At 69.0% G+C, this 17,565-nt stretch carries 16 protein-coding genes; 13 read left to right on the top strand and 3 right to left on the bottom strand.

The annotated features are described in order from the left end of the window. Window positions 1-5 precede the first annotated feature (5 nt). The 3 genes from cyoB to cyoD are packed head-to-tail and all read left to right on the top strand — an operon-like array spanning window position 6 to window position 3,012. Window positions 6-2,012 (top strand): cytochrome o ubiquinol oxidase subunit I, encoded by a 2,007-nt coding sequence (cyoB, locus tag AB4851_RS03615; RefSeq protein WP_414448459.1) that lies wholly within the window; start codon window positions 6-8, stop codon window positions 2,010-2,012. Next, complete coding sequence (gene cyoC / locus AB4851_RS03610; protein WP_414448458.1) at window positions 2,012-2,626, top strand: cytochrome o ubiquinol oxidase subunit III; 615 nt, start codon at window positions 2,012-2,014, stop codon at window positions 2,624-2,626. The genes cyoB and cyoC overlap by 1 nt, the downstream gene beginning before the upstream one ends. Continuing rightward, on the top strand, window positions 2,623-3,012 hold the full coding sequence (gene cyoD / locus AB4851_RS03605) for a cytochrome o ubiquinol oxidase subunit IV (protein WP_414440930.1): 390 nt from the start codon (window positions 2,623-2,625) through the stop codon (window positions 3,010-3,012). The genes cyoC and cyoD overlap by 4 nt, the downstream gene beginning before the upstream one ends. Window positions 3,013-3,098: 86 nt before the next feature. Here the strand turns inward: cyoD and AB4851_RS03600 are convergent, their stop codons facing one another. Beyond that, window positions 3,099-4,490 (bottom strand): PLP-dependent aminotransferase family protein, encoded by a 1,392-nt coding sequence (locus AB4851_RS03600; RefSeq protein WP_414448457.1) that lies wholly within the window; start codon window positions 4,488-4,490, stop codon window positions 3,099-3,101. A gap of 378 nt (window positions 4,491-4,868) precedes the next feature. Between AB4851_RS03600 and AB4851_RS03595 the strand changes: the two genes are divergently transcribed. From AB4851_RS03595 to scpA, 10 genes are read left to right on the top strand one after another with little or no spacing between them, the layout of a single operon-like run. After that, a complete protein-coding gene (locus AB4851_RS03595; RefSeq protein ID WP_414448456.1) occupies window positions 4,869-5,351 on the top strand; it encodes an MSMEG_0572/Sll0783 family nitrogen starvation response protein in 483 nt (160 codons plus the stop codon). 19 nt (window positions 5,352-5,370) lie between these two features. After that, window positions 5,371-6,414, top strand: coding sequence for a Nit6803 family nitrilase (locus tag AB4851_RS03590; protein ID WP_414448455.1), 1,044 nt, complete (start codon window positions 5,371-5,373; stop codon window positions 6,412-6,414). Further along, window positions 6,365-7,477: an MSMEG_0568 family radical SAM protein gene (locus AB4851_RS03585; RefSeq protein ID WP_414448454.1), complete on the top strand. Its 1,113-nt coding sequence runs from the start codon at window positions 6,365-6,367 to the stop codon at window positions 7,475-7,477. The genes AB4851_RS03590 and AB4851_RS03585 overlap by 50 nt, the downstream gene beginning before the upstream one ends. 2 nt (window positions 7,478-7,479) lie before the next feature. Further along, window positions 7,480-8,040: an MSMEG_0567/Sll0786 family nitrogen starvation N-acetyltransferase gene (locus tag AB4851_RS03580; RefSeq protein WP_414440935.1), complete on the top strand. Its 561-nt coding sequence runs from the start codon at window positions 7,480-7,482 to the stop codon at window positions 8,038-8,040. Continuing rightward, window positions 8,037-9,023 (top strand): sll0787 family AIR synthase-like protein, encoded by a 987-nt coding sequence (locus AB4851_RS03575; RefSeq protein ID WP_414448453.1) that lies wholly within the window; start codon window positions 8,037-8,039, stop codon window positions 9,021-9,023. The genes AB4851_RS03580 and AB4851_RS03575 overlap by 4 nt, the downstream gene beginning before the upstream one ends. Next, on the top strand, window positions 9,020-10,252 hold the full coding sequence (locus AB4851_RS03570) for an MSMEG_0565 family glycosyltransferase (protein WP_414448452.1): 1,233 nt from the start codon (window positions 9,020-9,022) through the stop codon (window positions 10,250-10,252). The genes AB4851_RS03575 and AB4851_RS03570 overlap by 4 nt, the downstream gene beginning before the upstream one ends. 2 nt (window positions 10,253-10,254) lie before the next feature. Continuing rightward, window positions 10,255-10,539 (top strand): MSMEG_0570 family nitrogen starvation response protein, encoded by a 285-nt coding sequence (locus AB4851_RS03565; protein ID WP_414448451.1) that lies wholly within the window; start codon window positions 10,255-10,257, stop codon window positions 10,537-10,539. A gap of 55 nt (window positions 10,540-10,594) precedes the next feature. Beyond that, complete coding sequence (locus AB4851_RS03560; protein WP_414448450.1) at window positions 10,595-11,899, top strand: MSMEG_0569 family flavin-dependent oxidoreductase; 1,305 nt, start codon at window positions 10,595-10,597, stop codon at window positions 11,897-11,899. A gap of 17 nt (window positions 11,900-11,916) precedes the next feature. Continuing rightward, complete coding sequence (locus tag AB4851_RS03555; protein WP_414448449.1) at window positions 11,917-12,753, top strand: Pnap_2097 family protein; 837 nt, start codon at window positions 11,917-11,919, stop codon at window positions 12,751-12,753. Then, a complete protein-coding gene (gene scpA / locus AB4851_RS03550; protein WP_414448448.1) occupies window positions 12,753-15,038 on the top strand; it encodes a methylmalonyl-CoA mutase in 2,286 nt (761 codons plus the stop codon). Before AB4851_RS03555 ends, scpA begins: the two co-directional genes overlap by 1 nt. Here scpA and AB4851_RS03545 read toward each other — a convergent pair. Then, a complete protein-coding gene (locus AB4851_RS03545; RefSeq protein ID WP_414448447.1) occupies window positions 15,019-15,411 on the bottom strand; it encodes a DUF934 domain-containing protein in 393 nt (130 codons plus the stop codon). The genes scpA and AB4851_RS03545 overlap by 20 nt on opposite strands. After that, the gene (locus AB4851_RS03540; RefSeq protein WP_414448446.1) at window positions 15,408-17,195 is read right to left on the bottom strand and encodes a nitrite/sulfite reductase; all 1,788 of its coding nucleotides are present in this window, start codon (window positions 17,193-17,195) and stop codon (window positions 15,408-15,410) included. The genes AB4851_RS03545 and AB4851_RS03540 overlap by 4 nt, the downstream gene beginning before the upstream one ends. Window positions 17,196-17,565: the final 370 nt, after the last annotated feature.

The following is a 17,565-nucleotide window of genomic DNA, read 5'->3' as shown; positions in this document are numbered from 1 at the left end:
TCATCATGTTTGGAAAGCTCACTCTCGATGCCATACCCTGGCACGAACCCATCATCATGGGCACGCTCGCGGTGGTGCTCGTGCTCGGCGCCGCGCTGCTCGGCGCGATCACCTACGCGGGCAAGTGGACGTACTTGTGGCGCGAATGGTTCACCTCGGTGGACCATAAAAAGATCGGCGTGATGTATATCGTGATGGCGATCGTGATGCTGCTGCGCGGCTTCGCGGACGCGATCATGATGCGTGCCCAGCAGGCCGTCGCGAACAACGACGCGGCCGGCTACCTGCCGCCGCATCACTACGACCAGATCTTCACGGCGCACGGCGTGATCATGATCTTCTTCGTGGCGACGCCGCTGATCATCGGCCTGATGAACGTGGTGGTGCCGCTGCAGATCGGCGCGCGCGACGTGGCCTATCCGTTCCTCAACTCCTTGAGCTTCTGGTTCGCGGTGGTGGGCGCGGGGCTGGTGATGATCTCGATGTTCGTCGGCGATTTCGCGGCCACCGGCTGGGTGGCGTATCCGCCGCTCTCGGAGCTGGGCTACAGCCCGACGGTCGGGGTGGATTACTACATCTGGTCGTTGCAGATATCGGGCCTCGGCACCACGCTGACCGGCATCAACTTCATCGTGACGATCCTGCGCATGCGCGCGCCGACGCAAAAGCTCATGCAGATGCCGGTGTTCGTGTGGACCGCGCTGATCACCAACATCCTGATCGTCGCCGTGTTCCCGGTGCTGACGGGCACGCTCGCGCTGCTGACGGCCGACCGCTATCTCGGCATGCACTTCTTCACGAACGAGCTCGGCGGCAACGCGATGATGTACATCAACCTGATCTGGGTCTGGGGCCACCCCGAGGTGTACATCCTGATCCTGCCGGCGTTCGGTGCGTTCTCGGAGATCATCGCGACGTTCTCGGGCAAGCCGCTGTTCGGCTACAAGTCGATGGTGTACGCCACAGCCTCGATCGGCGTGCTGTCGTTCTTCGTGTGGCTGCACCACTTCTTCACGATGGGCTCGGGCGCGAACGTCAACGCATTCTTCGGAATCATGACGACCATCATCTCGATCCCGACCGGCGTGAAGCTGTTCAACTGGCTGTTTACGATGTATCGCGGCCGCATCCGCTATCACAGCGCCACGCTGTGGACGATCGGCTTCATGATCACGTTCGCCGTGGGCGGCATGACCGGCGTGCTGCTGGCCGTGCCGGGCGCGGATTTCGTGCTGCACAACAGCCTGTTCCTGGTGGCGCACTTCCATAACGTGATCATCGGCGGCGTGGTGTTCGGCTGCCTGGCCGGCGTGAGCTTCTGGTTCCCGAAGGTGTTCGGCTTCACGCTCGACGAGTTCTGGGGCAAGGTGTCGTTCTGGTGCTGGCTGATCGGTTATTGGCTCGCGTTCACGCCGTTGTACGTGCTCGGCTTCGAGGGCATGACGCGCCGCATGAACCACTACGCCGTGCCGGAATGGCACCCCTGGCTGGTGATCGCGCTGGTAGGCGCGGTGTTCGTGGGCCTCGGCATCCTGGCGATGCTGGTGCAGATTTATGTGAGCGTGCGCCGCCGCGATGCGCTGCGCGACGTGACGGGCGACCCCTGGGGCGGCCGCAGCCTCGAATGGTCGACCTCGTCGCCCGCGCCGTTCTACAACTTCGCGATCGTGCCGACCATCACCTCGGTGGAACAACACTGGGACGACAAGGAATCGGGCCGCGCCTACGTGCAACCCAAGCAGTACGAAGCTATCCACATGCCGCGCAACACCGGTGCCGGCGTGATCATCGCCGCGTTCAGCGCCGTGTTCGGCTTCGCGTTCGTGTGGCACATGTGGCCGTTCGTGGTGCTGGGCCTGATCGGCATGGTCGGCACGTTCCTCGCGCGCACTTACAACACGGATACGGATTACTACGTCACGGCCGCCGAAGTCGAGCGGATCGAAAACGCGCGTTTTGCACAACTGAAGCGTCACGCTCCCGTGCCGCTCAATGAAACCGAGGTGGCCTGATGAGCGCCCATAGCCTTGAACACGGCCACGACGATGGCCACGACCACGGCCATCACGACGACGGCAGCAAGACCGCCATCGGCTTCTGGATCTACCTGATGAGCGACTGCCTGATCTTCGCGACGCTGTTCGCGACGTTCGGGGTGCTCGCCAACGCCACGGCCGGCGGCCCCACGGGGCAAAGCCTGTTCGAGCTCGATTACGTGCTCGGCGAAACCATGCTGCTGCTGGTCAGCAGCTTCACGTTCGGTCTCGCGATGCTGGCGATGAAGGGCGGCCGGCGCGGCACGGTGATCGCATGGCTCGCGATCACGTTCGTGTTCGGCGCGGGCTTCATCGGCATGGAAGTGCACGAGTTCGCGAAGCTGGTGGCCGACGGCGCCGGCCCGCAAACCAGCGCGTTCCTGTCCGCGTACTTCGGCCTGGTCGGCACCCACGGGCTGCACGTGACCTGCGGCCTGATCTGGATCGGCGTGATGATGCACCAGGTGTGGAAGTTCGGCCTGAACGGCATGGTGCAGCGCCGCCTGGCCTGCCTCAGCATGTTCTGGCACTTCCTGGATCTGGTGTGGATCTGCGTGTTTACCTTCGTCTATCTTCGGGAGTTCGTATGAAGCCCAGCCCGCATTCGCATTCCGGCCACGCCGCCCATGACGGGCACGACGCCGCGCACGGCTCGCTGAAGGGCTATGGCATCGGCATGGTGTTGTCGGTACTGCTTACCTTCGTGTCGTTCGGCGTGGTGATGACGCATATCGTGCCGCGCCAGTACGGCTTGGCCGCCATCACCATCGCCTGCGTCGCGCAGCTGATCGTGCAGTTGTTCTACTTCCTGCATATCGGCACGGCGCGCAGCCAGCGCGCCAACACCGGCATCTTCATCTGCACCGGGTTCCTGATCGCGGTGATCGTCGGCCTGTCGCTGTGGGTGATCCACAACGCCAACGTCAACATGATGCCGACCCACATGTCGATCGAACGCGCGCTCGCCAAGGACTGACCAAGGACTGACGAGCCCGTTCGGCAGCCTCGCACGGCGCATCGCTCCTCAAGGGGCGGTGCGCCGTTTTCGTTTGGGTGTGCGGCTCAGATGGCCGGCGACGCCAGATGATGCGGATCGCCGAGCGCGTCGGCCACCAGCCGCAGCGCCTCGCGGCAATCGTCGGGGGTTTGCGGGCCGCCGAGGCAGAGGCGCAGCGCGTTGGGCGGATTGCCGTCGGTGGAGAACGCCGCGCCGGCCACGGCGGCCACGCCGCGGTTGCGCAGTTGCTGCGCGAGATCGGGCGCGGAGCGGTGGCAGTCGGGCGGGATCGGCAGCCACAGATGAAAGCCGTCGGGGTTCGCATCGAACGGCCAGTCGTGCAGCACCTGCGCGGCGATCGCGAGGCGCGTGCGGCCTTCGGCGCGGATCGCATCGAGCATGGCGGCCACGGTGCCGTCGTTGACCCATTGCGTGGCCAGCAGCATGGTGTACGGGCTCGGCATCACGGTGGTGGCGCGCAGCGCGCCGGCGATGCGCTGCGCCTGCCGCGCCGACGGCGCGAGCAGGTAGGCGATCCGCAGGCCGGCGCCGAAGTTCTTCGACATGCCCGTCACGTAATACGTCAGCTCGGGCGCGAGCAGCGCCAGCGGCGGCGGCGCGTTCTGCGGCAGCATCGCGTAGGCGTCGTCCTCGATGATCGGCACGTTGTAGCGCAGCGCCACGTCGGCCAGCGCTTCGCGGCGGCGGAACGGGATCGTCAGCGTGCTCGGGTTCTGCAACGTCGGGTTGCAGTAGAACGCGGCCGGCTTGTGGGCCTTGCAGAGCGATTCGAACGCATGCGGCAGCGGGCCGTCCTCGTCGCGCGGCAGCGCCTGCAGGCGCACGCCGAGCTGCGAGGCGATCGCCTTGATGCCCGGGTAGGCGAGCACGTCGAGCGCGAGCGTGTCGCCGGGGCGCGCCAGCAACGACACCAGCGCCACCAGCGCGCTGTGAATGCCGGGGCACACCAGCACGGCCTCGCCGTTGCAGCCCGGCAGGCGCCGCCCGAGCCACGCGCGGCCGGCCGCGCGATCGGCCGGTGCGCCGCCGAAATCCTGATAGCGCAGCAACTGGTACGGATCGGCGCCCGCCAGCAGCGCGGCGGCCGAATCGGTCAGGCGCGTGGCCATCACGGGCGGCTCGGGCGGCATGTTCATCGACATTTCCACACTGCTGCCGCCCGACAGCGGCAAGGTCTGGGTCGGCCCGCGCACGAACGTGCCGCTGCCCGCGCGGCTGTCGATCAGCCCGCGCTTGCGCGCCTCGCCGTAGGCGCGCGCCACCGTGGTGTAGTTCAGTTGCAGCGCGTCGGCCAGCTCGCGCAGGCCCGGCATGCGGTCGCGCGGCTTGAGCCGCCCCACCGCCACATCCTCCTCGATCAGGTCGGGAATCAGCAGGTAGGCCGGCTTGCGACTCTCGGCGAGCCGCTTCGACCAGTGAGCGAGTGAGTGATCCATGTGGGGTTTCCAGGCGTCGATGCAATTCACCAATTCACGTTAACACGCGAATTCACGCGAAAAAAAATCGATCGGATACCGAATCGAAAAGCGATTGCATTGATCGCGCCACGTATCGTTTTGATGCATGCGCGCACAGCCGGCGCGCATGCCGCTGCGCCAGCGCGGTGCGCGATGCGCAGGCGCGGCGCGTTTCCAGGGCGCCGCCGGGCCGCCTGGCACGGCGGATGGGCCACCGTTTCGAAGTGCAGCGTTCTCGATGATTGGACAGTGATCGCATCGCCGTGCGCCCGCACGGCATGTCCCATGCGTAATGGAAGGCGTCCGGGCAACCCTGGCCCGGCGTTTCCGATCATTCACAGACACTTGGAGAACACGATGCCTGCCGTCAATCATCCGCAGCACCAGAAGGGCGACGTACTGGTCGACTACGAAGAAAAGGTATTCGAGGACGTCAAGGCGGAGCCGGGCGAGAAGGCGCTCGTCACGTTCCATACCGTGGCGTTCGAGGGCTCGATCGGTTTCGTGAACCTGCTGCAGGCCACGCGCCTGCAACGCAAGGGCTTCGAAACCTCGGTGCTGCTGTACGGCCCCGGCGTGACGCTCGGCCTGCAACGCGGCTTCCCGACGCTCGGCGACGAAGCGTTCCCCGGCCATCTGAACTTCAACAAGCAACTCGTGAAGTTCATGGAGGAAGGCGGCAAGGTGTACGCGTGCCGCTTCGCGCTGCAGGCGCTGTACGGCCACGGCGAGGCCTCGCTGATCGAAGGCATTCGCCCGATCAATCCGCTCGACGTGCTCGATATCCAGCTGCTGCATCGCAAGGAAGACGCACTGATCATCCACACCTGGACCGTCTGACGGCCGCGCGGAGTTTTCCATGAGCCACAAGCGCATCGTTCGCGCCGCCGCCGCCCAGATCGCGCCCGATCTGGAGCGCGCCGCCGGGACGCTCGAGAAGGTTTGCAGCACGATCGACCAGGCGGCCCGCGAGGGCGTGCAATTGATCGTGTTCCCGGAAACCTTCGTGCCGTACTACCCGTACTTCTCGTTCGTCCGGCCGCCGGTGGCGGCGGGCGCCGATCACATGCGGCTCTACGAGGACGCGGTGGTGGTGCCGGGGCCGGTCACGCAGGCGGTGGCCGAGCGGGCGCGGCTGCATCGCATGGTGGTGGTGCTCGGCGTCAACGAGCGCGATCACGGCAGCCTCTACAACACCCAACTGGTGTTCGACGCCGACGGGCAATTGCTCCTCAAGCGCCGCAAGCTCACGCCGACGTATCACGAGCGGATGATCTGGGGGCAGGGCGACGCGGCGGGCTTGAAGGTGGCGCATACGGCCATCGGCCGGGTGGGCGCGCTGGCTTGCTGGGAGCACTACAACCCGCTCGCGCGCTATGCGCTGATGACGCAGCACGAGGAAATCCATTGCGCGCAGTTCCCCGGTTCGCTGGTCGGCCCGATCTTCGCCGACCAGATGGACGTGACGATCCGCCATCACGCGCTCGAATCGGGCTGTTTCGTTGTGAACGCAACCGGTTGGCTGACCGAAGCGCAAATTCAGTCGATCACGCCCGACCCGCAATTGCAGAAGGCGCTGCGCGGCGGCTGCCACACGGCGATCGTCTCGCCCGAGGGGCAGCATCTGGCCACGCCGCTGCGCGAGGGCGAGGGCCTGGTGATCGCCGATCTCGACATGTCGCTGATCACCAAGCGCAAGCGAATGATGGATTCGGTGGGCCACTACGCGCGCCCCGAATTGCTCAGTCTCGCGATCAACGACCGGCCCGCCATGCCGGTCACGCCGATGGCGCCGGGCGGCGCTGTGGCATCCCCCGCTGCATCCCCTTTCCCCGCTTTCGAAGGAGCGATCGATGAACGCCATCGCGAAGCCGTCGGCACAGAGCCGGCAACTGATCACTGAGCTGCAGTCGGTCGGGCTGCGGCTCGTCGATCCGAAGGCCGGCGCCGCAAGCCGCCGCGGCGGCGCGGGGCCGTCCGACCACAAGGCTGTCACGGTGGACGGCGTGACCGTGATGGTGCCGGTGCATACCAGCACCGCGTGGGATTCGCCGTTCGTGGCCGGCGCGCCCGACGCGCTCGGCGCGAGCACGCTGACGCGCGGCGCGATTCCGATCGCCGAGATTCGCTTTCCGGCCAACCCGCGCTTCTACGCGTTGCAGACGCTCGACGGCGTGCCGTATTCGCATATCGCCACGCTGCACGGCGCGGACGTGCTCGCCACCACGGTGCTGCAAACCTGCATCCGCTACGAAAGCCGCCGCAAGATGTGCCAGTTCTGCTCGATCGGCCAGTCGCTCGCGGCGGGCCGCACCATCGCGCGCAAGACGCCCGAGCAACTGGCCGAGGTGGCGCGCGCGGCGGTGCTGCTCGACGGCGTCAAGCACATGGTGCTGACCACCGGCACGCCGGCCACCAGCGATCGTGGCGCGAGCCTGCTGTGCGACAGCGCGTTCGCGATCAAGGCGGCCGTCGATCTGCCGATCCAGGGCCAGTGCGAGCCGCCCGACGACGATGCCTGGTTCGCGCGCATGAAGGCGAGCGGCATCGACACGCTCGGCATGCACCTGGAGGCGGTCACGCCCGCGGTGCGCGAGCGGATCATGCCGGGCAAGGCCAGCGTGCCGATCGCGCGCTATCTGGACGCGTTCGACGCGGCGGTGGCGGTGTTCGGGCGCGGGCAGGTCAGCACCTACATTCTCGCCGGGCTGGGCGATACGCCCGAGGCAATTCTCGCGATGTCGGCCGATCTGGTCGCGCGCGGCGTCTATCCGTTCGTGGTGCCGTTCGTGCCGATCAGCGGCACGCCGCTCGAAAGCCATCCGGCGCCCACGCCCGAGTTCATGCGTTCGGTGCTCGCGCCGCTCGGCGCGATGCTGCGCGACGCGGGCCTGCGCTCGGCCGACATCAAGGCCGGTTGCGGCAAGTGCGGCGCGTGCTCGTCGCTGTCCACCTACGAGGCCTGATCATGGACTGCGAAGCGATGTGGGACAGCGGCGCGGCGCTCGCCTACCGGCCGGCCGAATTCCGGATCAAGTGGGCCGCGCTGCCGTGGGAAGTTCAGGAGGCCTACCGGTTGCGGCGCGCTGTGTTTTGCGTCGAGCAGGGCGTGTTCGTCGGCGACGATCGCGACGAGATCGACGCGCACGCGCAGCCGCTGGTGGCCGTCAGCGGTTGCGCGGGGCTGCCCGATCAGGTGGTGGGCACGGTGCGAATTCACGAAACCGCGCCGGGCGTGTGGCTCGGTTCGCGGCTTGCGGTGCATGCGGCGTTCCGCACGCACGGCCGGATCGGCTCCACGCTGATCCTGCTCGCGGTGCGCAGCGCGCATGCGCTCGGCTGCCGCGAATTCCACGCCCATGTGCAGGCGCAGAACGTGCCGCTGTTTCGCCGCCTGCATTGGGAATCGCTCGGCGAGGAGATGCTGCACGGGCGCCTGCATCATCGGATGCTGGCCGATCTCGCGCACTATCCGCCGTGCACCACGCCGTACACCGGCTTCGTGTTGCCGGCAGGAGGGGGACGATGAGCCTCGCCGAACGCATCGCGACGCTGCGCGCAAGCCGCGGCTTCGCGCACAAGACGGATATCGCCGGTGTGGTGGGCGCGCTCGCGCGCGCGTTGCCGAACGGCGCGGCGGATCTGGCGCAGGCGGTGGCGGTGGGCGACGACTGCGCGGCGATCGCCGACGGCGACGGCTACCTGCTGTTCGCGATCGAAGGCCTGGTGGCCGATTTCGTCGAGGCGATGCCGTGGTTCGCCGGCTACAGCGGCGTGATGGTCAATCTCAGCGACATCTACGCGATGGGCGGCCGGCCGATCGCCGTGGTCGACGCGCTGTGGAGCGAGGGCCTGGACGCCGCGCGCGCCGTGCTCGACGGCATGGCGGCAGCCTCGGCCGCCTACGGCGTGCCGATCGTCGGCGGCCACAGCAACGCGCGGGCCGATGGCGCGCAACTGGCCGTGGCGATCCTCGGGCGTGCGCGCCGGCTGCTGTCGAGCTTCGCGGCGCAGCCGGGCGACCGGCTGCTGATGGCGGTGGACTTGCGCGGCCGCTTCGAAGATCCGTACCCGTTCTGGAATGCATCGGTCGGCGCGCCGCCGCAGCGGCTGCGCGACGATCTCGAACTGTTGCCCATGCTGGCCGAGGACGGCCTGTGCGATGCGGCCAAGGACATCAGCATGGCCGGCGCGATCGGCACCGCGCTGATGCTGCTCGAAGCGTCGCAGGTGGGCGCGCGCATCGATCTCGATGCGATCCCGCGCCCCGATGGCGTGGATTTCGACCGCTGGCTCGGCGCGTTCCCGAGCTTCGGATTCCTGATGTCGGTGCGCGAGGCGCAGGCCGATGCCGTGATCGCGCGCTTCGCCGCGCGCGGGCTGGCCTGCGCGGCGATCGGCACGGTGGATGCGACGCGCGAGGTGGTGCTGACCGAAGCCGGCGAGGCCGCGCGCTTGTGGGATTTGCGCGAGACGCCGTTCATCGGCGCAGCGCCCGGAGCCGCGCGATGAACGCCGCACCGCTGCGCATCGCGCTGTTCACGCACTCGGTCAACCCGCGCGGCGGGGTGGTGCACACGCTGGAGCTGGCGTGCGCGCTCGGCCGGGCCGGGCACGACGTGACGGTGGTCGCGCCGGCCGGCCCCGGCGAGCGGTTGTTTCGCGACGGCGGCAACGAGCACGACCGCTTCGAGATGGACGGCTACCGCGTCGTGCTGGCGCGCACCGGGGCCACGCCGTTCGATACGGTCGGCATGGTCGAGACGCGGATCGCCGCGATCCGGCGGGCCTTCGACCGCGCCGCGCTGGCCCGCTTCGACGTGCTCCACGCGCAGGACAGCATCAGCGGCAACGCGCTGGCCGACTGGAAGGCCGAGGGCGCGATCGCCGGTTTCGTGCGCACCGTGCATCACCTCGACACGTTCGCGCATCCGCGCCTCGATGCGTGGCAGCGCCGAGCGTGGCGCGATGCCGACCGCCTGCTGTGCGTGAGCGCCGACTGGACGGCGCGCATGCGCGACGAGCACGGCGTGGCCGCGCAACAGGTGGCCAATGGCGTGGACATCGAACGTTTTTCACAGGCACCGGCCGCCGCGATCGACGCGGTTCGGCAACGCTTCGGACTGCTGGCGAACGGTGCGACGGTGCTCGCGATCGGCGGCATCGAGGCGCGCAAGAACACGCGCGCATTGCTCGACGCATTCGCGCAATTGCGGCGCGCGAAGCCGCACGCGCAACTCGTGATCGCTGGCGGCGCGAGCCTGCTCGATCACGATGCCTATACGCGCGATTTTCTCGCCCGAGCGGCCGAACTGGGCCTGCCGGTTGGCGTGGGCGGCGCGGTGGTAGTGACCGGCCCGCTCGACGATGCTGCGATCGTCGCGCTGCTGCATGCGGCCGATGCGGTGTCGATGGTGTCGCTGCGCGAGGGCTTCGGGCTGGTGGTGCTCGAAGCGTTGGCCTGCGGCAAGCCGGTGGCCGTGTCGCGCATCGCGCCGTTTACCGAGCATCTCGACGCGCGCACGGCGGTGTGGGCCGACCCCGGCTCGATCGATTCGATCGAGCAGGCGCTGCACGACGCGCTCGACGGCCGCCGTGCGCCGGATTTTCGCGAGGCCGTGCCGGTGCTGCTCGCGCGCTTCAGTTGGGCCGCGAGCGCCGCCTCGCATGCGGCGATCTACCGCCAATGGCTGAACGAGCGCGCCGCTGCCGTTCCCCTTGTTACCGAACAGGAATCCTGATCATGCCCGTCATGCACTTCCGGGTCCGCTGGCCCGACGACAGCGAAACCCGCTGCTATTCGCCATCCACCGTGGTGGCCGATTACTTCACGCCGGGGCAGCGCTACGCGCTCGACGATTTCGTGACGCGCTCGCGCGAATCGCTCGGCATCGCGTCCGAGCGCGTGCGCGCCAAGTTCGGCTTCGCCTGCTCGGCCGCGATGGACGAACTGGCCCGCATCGAGACGCTGGCCGAACGCTTCGGCACCGCGCCCGACGCCGCCGTCACCGTACTCGCGCTCGAATGACCGCGCCGGCGTGCCCGCCGGCATCCCGCGCCCGTCCATCTTCAGGAGTCCCATCATGTCGAACGCTTCCGCTGCTCTGTCCGCCTCGCCCTCGGGCGAGATCCCGCACTATCCCGTGCTCGTCGTCGGCGGCGGGCAGGCTGGCCTGTCCGTCAGTTATTACCTGAAGGCGGCCGGCATCGCGCATCTCGTGTTCGAGAAGGAAACCGTCACGCACACCTGGCGCCGCCAGCGCTGGGACGCCTTCTGCCTGGTCACGCCGAACTGGCAATGCGCGCTGCCGGGCCATCCGTATCGCGGCGACGATCCGCACGGCTTCATGACGAAGGATCAGATCATCGAATATCTCGACGGCTTCATCGCCGCCGTCGACGCGCCCGTGCTCGAACACACGGCCGTGCAGCGCGTGACGCGCGGCGCGGATGGCCGCTACTGCGTGGTCACCTCGCGTGGCACGTTTACGGCCGATCAGGTGGTGGTGGCCTCGGGCGGCTATCACACGCCGATCGTGCCGCGCATGGCCGAACGGCTGCCGGCCGGCATCGCGCAAATCCAGTCGTCCGACTATCGCAATGCGGCCGCGTTGCCCGAAGGCGGCGTGCTGGTGGTGGGCTCGGGGCAATCGGGCGCGCAGATCGCCGAGGATCTGCATCTGGCCGGCCGGCGCGTGACGCTGGCGGTGGGCGACGCGCCGCGCTGCGCGCGCTTCTATCGCGGCCGCGACGTGGTGGATTGGCTGGCCGACATGCGCTACTACGAAATGCCGGTCGGGCAGCATCCGTTGCGCGAGGGCGTGCGCGACAACACCAATCACTATGTGACCGGCCGCGACGGCGGGCGCGACATCGACCTGCGCCGCTTCGCCGCCGAAGGCATGGAACTGTATGGCCGCCTCGACGATTGCCGCGACGGCGTGCTGCGCTTCGCCACCGATCTGGGCGCCTGCCTCGACAGCGCCGACGACACTTACAACGGCATCAACGCCAGCATCGACGCGTTCATCGCGAAGCAGGGCATCGCTGCGCCGCCGGGCCAGCGCTACGCGCCGGTGTGGCGCCCGTCGGCCGAGCGCGCCACGCTCGCGCTGGCCGACAGCGGCATCACGTCGATCGTCTGGTGCATCGGCTTCACGCCCGATTTCAGTTGGATCGACGTGCCGGTGTTCAACGGGCGCGGCTATCCGGCCCACGAGCGCGGCGTGACCGGTGCGCCGGGGCTGTATTTCGTCGGCCTGCCGTGGCTGCATACCTGGGGCTCGGGGCGCTTCTCGGGCGTGGCGCGCGACGCCGAGTACCTGGTCGAGCGGATTCGCACGACCGCCGACGCCACCACGCTGCTGGCCGAAGACGCGGCGGCCTGAGGCGCGGGCGCGACACGATGCAGACGACCCTTCATCGCTACCGGGCCGGCATGCCGCAACTGGGCCTGACCGGTTTGGCCGAGAACTGGCTGCTCAAGGAATGCGGCCACCGTCATTGGGAGGCGCTGGCCGCGCACGCGGGGCGCGACACGCCTGATTTCACCGACGAGCGCGGTCGGCCCGCCTATGCCGCGTTCGTGGCAGTGGGCGTGAACCTGCCGCCGCCGGGCGCGATCGACGAGCACGACCGGTTCGAGATCCATCTCGACCTGAGCCGCGTGGGTGCCGTGCGCCACGCGAGCGAGCAGCGCATCGTGCGCGACGGCGCGGTGCTCGGCTCGGTGCGGATGCTGTCCACCTTCGTCACGCGCGAGGCGGCCCACAACCGTTCGGTGGCGCGGGCGCGCATCGGCGGGCTGGCGGGTGCCACCGCCGAAGTGCCCGAAGCGCTGGCCGAACTGACCGCGCGCGGGCGCGGCCTGCGCGACGGCGATCCGGCCGCCTTGCCGGCCTGGGCGCGCGACGAACAGGGCACCTTCGAGCCGCTCGCCTGCACTGATTTCCTGCCGTGCCCGAACAACGATTTCAACGGCGCGGATCTGCTCTATTTCGCGAGCTTCCAGGCCTTCGTCGATCGTGCCGAATGGCAGCGGCACCGCTTCGCGAAGCCGCCCGCGCTGGTGTCGCGCTCGCTGCATTTCCACGGCAACCTCGACGTGGGCGACACGCTGACGGTGCGCGCGCGCATCGAGCGGCTCGACGCGGCGCGGCTGCGCCACTGGAGCGAAATCGTGCGCGGCGCCGACGGCATGAAGATCGCCGACGTGATCACCGAAAAACGTTGGGATACCTGATGAACGACGACGATTCGAAGGCCCGGCCCGCCCCGCGCGTGCGCGACGTGCCGCTGAAGCCGGTCTACACGCGGGCCGATCTCGACGGCCTCGCGCATCTCGACGGCAGCGCCGAGCCTGGCGAACTGCCGTTCGTGCGCGGCCCGCATCCTGGCATGTACACCGCGCGGCCCTGGACGATTCGTCAGTACACCGGCCATGCCGACGCGGCCGAAACCAACCTCGCGTTTCGTGCGGCGGTGGCCGGGCAGGCCGACGGGTTGTCGGTCGCGTTCGATCTGCCGACCCAGCGCGGCTACGATTCCGATCACCCCGAGGCGGCGGCCGACGTCGGGCTGGCCGGCGTGGCGATCGACAGCGCCGACGACATGCTGCGCCTGTTCGACGGCATCCGGCTCGACCGCATCTCGGTGTCGATGACGATGAACGGCGCGGTGCTGCCGGTGCTGGCCGCATTCATCGTGGCCGCCGACGAGCGCGGCGTGCCGGCCGCCCAACTGACCGGCACGATCCAGAACGACATCCTCAAGGAATATCTGGTGCGCCATACGTGGATCCACGCGCCCGAGCCGTCGATGCGGATCGTGGCCGATGTGGTGGCGCATCTGGCCGAACATGTGCCGCGCTTCAACGCGCTGTCGGTATCGGGCTATCACTTCCAGGAGGCGGGCGCGGACCCGGTGCTCGAACTGGCGCTGACGCTTGCCAACGCGCGCACCTACGTCGAACGGCTCGCGGCGGCCGGGCTCGATGCCGACGCGGTGTGTGCGCGGCTCAGTTTCTTCTTCGGAGTGGGCACCGATTTCTATACCGAGATCGCCAAGCTGCGCGCCGCGCGCCTGCTGTGGGCCGAACTGGCGGCCGCCTGCGGTGCGCGCTCGCCGCGCGCCCGCGCGCTGCGCACGCATTGCCAGACGTCGGGCTGGTCGCTGACGGCGCGCGAGCCCGACAACAACATCGTGCGCGTGACCGTGGAGGCGATGGCGGCCGTGTTCGGCGGCACGCAATCGCTGCACACCAATGCGTACGACGAAGCGCTGGCGCTGCCGTCGACGGGCGCGGCGCGGCTCGCCCGCAACACGCAGCAGATCCTGCAACACGAGATGGGGCTGTGCGACACCGCCGATCCGTGGGCCGGCTCGTATCTGATGGAATCGCTGACGGCGGGCATTGCCACGCGCGTGCGGGAGATTCTCGGCGAGATCGATGCGCAGGGCGGCATGCTGGCGGCGATCGAATCGGGCTGGGTGCGGCGGCGCATCCGTGCGGGCGCCGAGGCCGTGCAGGCGCGCATCGATACCGGCGCGCAGACGGTGGTCGGCGTGAACCGCTTCGTGGCCGATGATGCCGGGCCGCCGCCGGGCTGCCGTGAGATCGACGGCCGCCATGTGCGCGCGATGCAGCGCGCGCGGCTCGAACGCACGCGGGCGCGGCGCGATCCGGCGCGGGTTGCCGCCACCCTGCAGGCGCTCGGCGACGCCGCGCGCGGCGGGCCGGGCTCGGGCAACCTGCTGGCGCTCGCGATCGATTGCATGCGGGCGCGCGCCACGGTGGGCGAATGCACGGCCGCGCTCGAACGCGTGTGGCCGCGCTATGCGCTGCCCGACGATGAACCGCTGCGCGCCTATGCCGACGTGCGTGATGGCGACGCCGCATGGCAGGCCGCGCGCACGCGTATCGAGGCGCTCGCGGCGCGGCTCGGGCGGCCACCCGTGGTGGTGCTCGCGAAGCTCGGGCAGGACGGCCACGACCGTGGGCTCAATGCGATCGCGTCGGCGCTGGCCGATGCCGGGTTCGTGGTGGTGCGCGCGCCGCTGTTCGCATCGGCGGCGTTGCTGGCCGAGCGCGTGACCGAGCAGGCGGTGGATGGCCCGGTCGATTTGGTTGGCGTGTCGACGCTGTCCGGCGCGCATCTCGACACGGTGCCGGCGCTGCTCGACGCGCTGGCCGCGCGTGCGATCGACGTGCCGGTGGTGGTGGGCGGCATCGTGCCCGACGCGCATGCGAGCCGTTTGACGGCTGCCGGCGTGCGCGCCGTGTTCGGGCCGGGCACGCCGATGGACACGCTCGTGATGCGGCTCGCGGCGATCGTCGAACGCTCGGCCGCTGATCGCGACGGCGGCGCTGACAGCTACGACCGCAGCGACCTCAACGACCGCAGCGACCTCAACGACCTCAACGACCTCAACGACCTCAACGACCTCAACGACCTCAACGACCTCAACGACCTCAACGACCTCAACGACCGCACCGCCTGCGCCGCACTCAGTCCGCGGGCTGCCTGAGGTCGGCCTGATAGAACGCCGGGAAGCGATCGAGCTGGCGCTGCGCATCGTCGGGTGCGACGCCCTCGGCCAGCACCGCGCTCGAAAAGCCGGTGCGCTCCATCATCTGCAACTGGTCGGCGAGCACCTCGCCGGTGGCGCGGAGGTCGCCGCGAAAGCCGAGCCGCCGCCGCACCAGATACGCCTGGCTGTAGGCGCGGCCGTCGGTGAACGCCGGGAAGTGCAGTTCGACGCGCGCCGCGCGGGCGATCGCTTCGGCATGCTCGCTCACGTCGGCGTCGTTGGCCAACGCGAGCACGGTGCCCTCGGCCTGCGCGGCTTCGGCCGCGTGCGCCTCGGCGCTCAACAGGCGGATGCGTTCGGTGGCGCTCATGCCGGGTTCTCCTCGACGATGCGCGCGGCCTGTGCGGCCGCCTTGAACGGTTCGATGCCCACCCGGCCCACCGTCTCGATGAAGCGTTCGTGCCGCTCGCCGCACGGCGCGCGCAGCGCCAGATAGGTGGCGAGCACCGCGTCGATCGCGTCCGGCACCTCGCGCGCCGAGAATGACGGGCCGATCACCTTGCCCGCGCGCGCCTCGCCGCCGCGCGCGGAGCCGTCCGCGCCGCCGAGCGTGACCTGATACCACTCGCGCCCGTCCTTGTCGACGCCGAGGATGCCGATATGGCCGCTATGGTGGTGGCCGCACGAGTTGATGCAGCCGCTGATATGCAGGTCGATCTCGCCGAGGTCTTCCAGTTCGTCGAGATCCTGGTAGCGCTCGGCGATGGCGTCGGCGATCGGCAGCGAGCGCGCGTTGGCCAGCGCGCAGAAATCGCCGCCGGGGCACGCGATCATGTCGGTCAGCAGATGCACGTTCGCGCTCGCCAGCCCTTCGGCGCGTGCGGCTTCCCACAGCGAGAGCAGGTCGTCGGCATGTACCCATGGCAGCACCACGTTCTGCGCGTGCGTGACGCGTGCCTCGCCGGCCGAATAGCGATCGACCAGCGTGGCGACGCGTTCGAGCTGATCGGCCGACGCATCGCCCGGCGCCTGCAGCGTGCGCTTGAACGACAGCGTGACGATCCGCAACGCCGGGTCGCGATGCGGCGCGACGTTGCGCGCGAGCCAGCCGGCCAGCGCCGGCGTGCGCGCGGCAGCCTCGGCCAGCCGTTCGGTGGCGGCCGCATCGGGTGCGCGGCGCGAAACGGCCTCGGGCGTCACGAAGCAGGCTTGCACGCGCGCGAGTTCTGCGTCGGGGATGGTGTGCGGGCCGCCGTCGTGGCCGACGATCTGCGCGAATTCGGCATCCACGTCGTCGATGAAGCGCTGCCCTTCCGCCTTCACGAGAATCTTGATGCGCGCCTTGTACTTGTTGTCGCGACGGCCGTACTGGTTGTACACGCGCACGATCGCCTCGATGTAATTCATGATGTCGCGCCACGGCACGAACGCGCGCATCAGCGTGCCGATCAGCGGCGTGCGGCCCATCCCGCCGCCGGCCGTGACGCGAAAGCCCAGTTCGCCGTTCGCGTCGTGCAGCAGGCGCAGCCCCACGTCATGCCAGTCGGTGGCCGCGCGATCCTCGGCCGCGCCGCTGATCGCGATCTTGAACTTGCGCGGCAGGAACGCGAACTCGGGGTGCAGCGTGGTCCATTGGCGCATGATTTCGGCGAACGGGCGCGGATCGGCGATCTCGTCGGGCGCCACGCCCGCGCGTTCGTCGCACGAGATGTTGCGGATGCAGTTGCCGCTGGTCTGGATGCCGTGCATGTCGACGGTGGCGAGCAGGTCCATCACGTCGGCCGCGCGGTCGAGCGGAATCCAGTTGAACTGAACATTGGTGCGCGTCGTGAAGTGCGCGTGGCGGGTGGGCAGGCGCACCGTGCCGAGCGCGCGCTGCGCGTCGAGCGCCTGGCGGTACACCTCGGGCTCGGGCACGTCGTAGTCGCGCGCGATGCGGGCCAGCACGCGCAACTGCGCGCTCGACAGTTCGCCGTATGGCACCGCCACGCGCAGCATCGGCGCATGGCGTTGCACGTACCAGCCGTTCTGGAGCCGCAGCGGGCGGAACGCGTCCTCGCCGAGCCGGCCGTCCTGCCAGCGTTCGAGTTGGTCGCGGAATTGCGCGGCGCGACTGCGCACGAAGGCGCGGTCGAAGTCGGTATATCGATACATGGGGCACAGGAGAAGGCTCGGCGCGCGCGCCGGGAAGCGACGAACTTACGGCGGCGGCCCGGGGGCGACAAGAAGCAGATCGCGTGAAAAACGGCGCAGCAGTGCGGCGGCCGATCTGCTGCGCCTGTTTTTCCGCTGCCTGCTGCTATACGCGCGGCCGCGGGCAGGCGACCATGCTTCGCAGTGCACGGCGTTGTCTTACCCCTTCGTCTTTTTGCCGTGCCGGGATTACTGCGCGAGTGCCTGGGTCATCACCCCTAAACCCGCAGAGCTTGCGGCCGCATGCCTGTGGCGCGGCAGGCAACCGCTCCGACACGCTACGCTCGTGCCGGAGCCCTTATTTAACGAGGCGAATGCATCTGGCGTGCTG

This window comes from Burkholderia sp. 22PA0099 (assembly GCF_047497165.1).
GTDB lineage: Bacteria > Pseudomonadota > Gammaproteobacteria > Burkholderiales > Burkholderiaceae > Burkholderia.
The sequence above is the reverse complement of the archived record's forward strand: the minus strand, read 5'-3'. Positions and strand labels throughout refer to the sequence as shown.

Bases quoted from the DNA above. Each gene is read 5' to 3' on its own strand.
- AB4851_RS03580 (WP_414440935.1), top strand. From the start codon at position 7,480: ATGGACTGCGAAGCGATGTGGGACAGCGGCGCGGCGCTCGCCTACCGG.
- AB4851_RS03590 (WP_414448455.1), top strand. From the start codon at position 5,371: ATGAGCCACAAGCGCATCGTTCGCGCCGCCGCCGCCCAGATCGCGCCC.
- cyoB (WP_414448459.1), top strand. From the start codon at position 6: ATGTTTGGAAAGCTCACTCTCGATGCCATACCCTGGCACGAACCCATC.
- AB4851_RS03565 (WP_414448451.1), top strand. From the start codon at position 10,255: ATGCCCGTCATGCACTTCCGGGTCCGCTGGCCCGACGACAGCGAAACC.
- AB4851_RS03555 (WP_414448449.1), top strand. From the start codon at position 11,917: ATGCAGACGACCCTTCATCGCTACCGGGCCGGCATGCCGCAACTGGGC.
- AB4851_RS03585 (WP_414448454.1), top strand. From the start codon at position 6,365: ATGAACGCCATCGCGAAGCCGTCGGCACAGAGCCGGCAACTGATCACT.
- AB4851_RS03575 (WP_414448453.1), top strand. From the start codon at position 8,037: ATGAGCCTCGCCGAACGCATCGCGACGCTGCGCGCAAGCCGCGGCTTC.
- AB4851_RS03545 (WP_414448447.1), bottom strand. From the start codon at position 15,411: ATGAGCGCCACCGAACGCATCCGCCTGTTGAGCGCCGAGGCGCACGCG.
- AB4851_RS03600 (WP_414448457.1), bottom strand. From the start codon at position 4,490: ATGGATCACTCACTCGCTCACTGGTCGAAGCGGCTCGCCGAGAGTCGC.
- cyoC (WP_414448458.1), top strand. From the start codon at position 2,012: ATGAGCGCCCATAGCCTTGAACACGGCCACGACGATGGCCACGACCAC.
- cyoD (WP_414440930.1), top strand. From the start codon at position 2,623: ATGAAGCCCAGCCCGCATTCGCATTCCGGCCACGCCGCCCATGACGGG.
- scpA (WP_414448448.1), top strand. From the start codon at position 12,753: ATGAACGACGACGATTCGAAGGCCCGGCCCGCCCCGCGCGTGCGCGAC.
- AB4851_RS03595 (WP_414448456.1), top strand. From the start codon at position 4,869: ATGCCTGCCGTCAATCATCCGCAGCACCAGAAGGGCGACGTACTGGTC.
- AB4851_RS03560 (WP_414448450.1), top strand. From the start codon at position 10,595: ATGTCGAACGCTTCCGCTGCTCTGTCCGCCTCGCCCTCGGGCGAGATC.
- AB4851_RS03540 (WP_414448446.1), bottom strand. From the start codon at position 17,195: ATGTATCGATATACCGACTTCGACCGCGCCTTCGTGCGCAGTCGCGCC.
- AB4851_RS03570 (WP_414448452.1), top strand. From the start codon at position 9,020: ATGAACGCCGCACCGCTGCGCATCGCGCTGTTCACGCACTCGGTCAAC.